Source organism: Streptomyces sp. NTH33, assembly GCF_003236365.1.
Lineage (GTDB): Bacteria > Actinomycetota > Actinomycetes > Streptomycetales > Streptomycetaceae > Streptomyces.
Genome location: NZ_POTZ01000826.1, coordinates 1 through 1,715, shown reverse-complemented (window position 1 = coordinate 1,715; position 1,715 = coordinate 1). Strand labels below are relative to the sequence as shown.

1 protein-coding gene and 1 pseudogene are annotated in these 1,715 nt (G+C 70.1%); both read right to left on the bottom strand.

Features of this window, described 5'->3' with window-relative positions; translation table 11 throughout:
* Positions 1-232 precede the first annotated feature (232 nt).
* Positions 233-1,104: pseudogene (locus C1I97_RS42230) on the bottom strand (IS5 family transposase); the annotation flags it as partial.
* A 43-nt stretch (positions 1,105-1,147) separates the two neighbouring features.
* Complete coding sequence (locus tag C1I97_RS36680; protein WP_258382922.1) at positions 1,148-1,408, bottom strand: hypothetical protein; 261 nt, start codon at positions 1,406-1,408, stop codon at positions 1,148-1,150.
* Positions 1,409-1,715: the final 307 nt, after the last annotated feature.

Sequence of the window (1,715 nt, the reverse complement as noted above, 5' to 3'; positions counted from 1 at the left end):
TCACACGCGGCTGGGTCACCGCCCACCAGCAACACGACGCCCGCCGGTCCTGGGTCGTCCATGCCAATCCCGCAGAGGTCGAACGGCTCCGCCGGCTCCACCGGCAATCCCGCGGCCACCGCCCACGACAGGCCTGGCTCGACCACCAGCAGACGGCGATAATCCCGAACGAGGAAGGAACCCGAGACAATGACGCCGAACCGCAGCTATGACAGCACTGCGGCTTGCTCATCTCGACGGTGTTGCGGTCCCGGTAGAGCTCCGCGTCGCAAGTGACGGGCCGTCCGCCCCGGCGGCCCTTCTTTCTGCGGTTCGCCGCCTGGTCCTTCTTCTCCGGGATGACCGCCTTGATCCCTCGTTTGTGCAGGTGGGCACGGTTGGCACGGGAAGAGTACGCCTTGTCACCGGCGACCGCGTCGGGACGGGTGCGCGGACGGCCCACCGGACCGGGCACCCTGACCTTGCCCAGGACGGGAACGAACTGCGGGCTGTCCGCGGCCTGCCCGGGGGTGAGGACGAAGGACAGCGGCCGGCAGCGCCGGTCGGCCGCGAGGTGGACCTTGCTGGTCAGCCCGCCGCGGGAACGCCCCAGTGCGGCGGCCGTCAGGCGGGCCCGGAGCCGTCGGCGGCGCTGCCGCCGCTCGGCACGGGTCAGGCCGTCCGCCCCGTCTGCCGGCTCTGCACCTTCCTGGTCCTTTTGCGTCCCGCTGCGGCCCCTTTTTCCTCCCCCACGGCCTTCTCCAGCGCGGCCAGGACCTCCTCGTCGACCCGCATGCCCGCCGCGTTGTGATGGGCCCGGGCCGTGGTCGAGTCGATGCTGACCAGCGAGAGATCCACCTGACCCCGCCGGGCGGCTTCCGCGATCGCCGCGTCCATCAGAGCCTGGAACACCCCGGCGTCACGCCACTGCCGGAAGCGGTCGTACACCGTCGACCACGGCCCGAACTCCTGCGGCATCTCCCGCCACTGGCCGCCCGAACGGAACTTCCAGATCACGCCTTCGAGCTGATCCCGCAGTCGGTGTGGATAGGGGCCGTAGGCGCCGATCGGCAGCAACGGCTCGACCAGCGCCCACTCGTCATCACTCAGCTCGCGTCTCGCCACACGAGTGTTCTACCAGCCCAGTGATCACGACTCCGTACACGCCCTAGCGGAGCAGGGCGTCGTGCACGCTGCCGGGCAGTGCACTGAGCTCCTCGATCGCCTCCCGGTCTCCTGGATGCGGGGCGGTGCCGGCCGCGGTCAGCGCCGCGTACAGGTTAAGGCGGCGCAGGTCGCGCGGATCGACGCGGCCGGCCGTGCGGTCGGCGGGATTCGGCGGCGGCAGCAGAAAGTCACACGCCGGGGCTGGATCCCGCGCCGGGGCTGGATCCCACACTCGATCGGCTGCCGCGGTGAAGGTCTGCATGATCGTGCTCCGTTCTGTGTGTGCGTCCTGTTCACGAATCGCGCCGTCCCCGCGCCTGGCATGTCCTGCGCGCTTGGCTCTCTACGGGGTGTGGCCCTCTGGCGCGGCGGGCGGATCGGTTCGCCGGCCGGTGGCAGCCGCCTGTTCGGCTCGTTGCAAGGATCGGCACCAGACACGGTCTGAACCGCCCCGGTTCGAATGGAGACTCGATTTCATGAAAGGATCGAGTCATGGCACGACCTTCCCGTTACCCGCTTGAGCTCCGCCGCCGCGCGGTGCGCATGGTCGCCGAGGTGCGCGACGACTA

What these genes read in the sequence shown, in the direction of transcription:
- C1I97_RS36680 (WP_258382922.1), bottom strand. Translation starts at nt 1,408, where the DNA reads ATGCAGACCTTCACCGCGGCAGCCGATCGAGTGTGGGATCCAGCCCCG.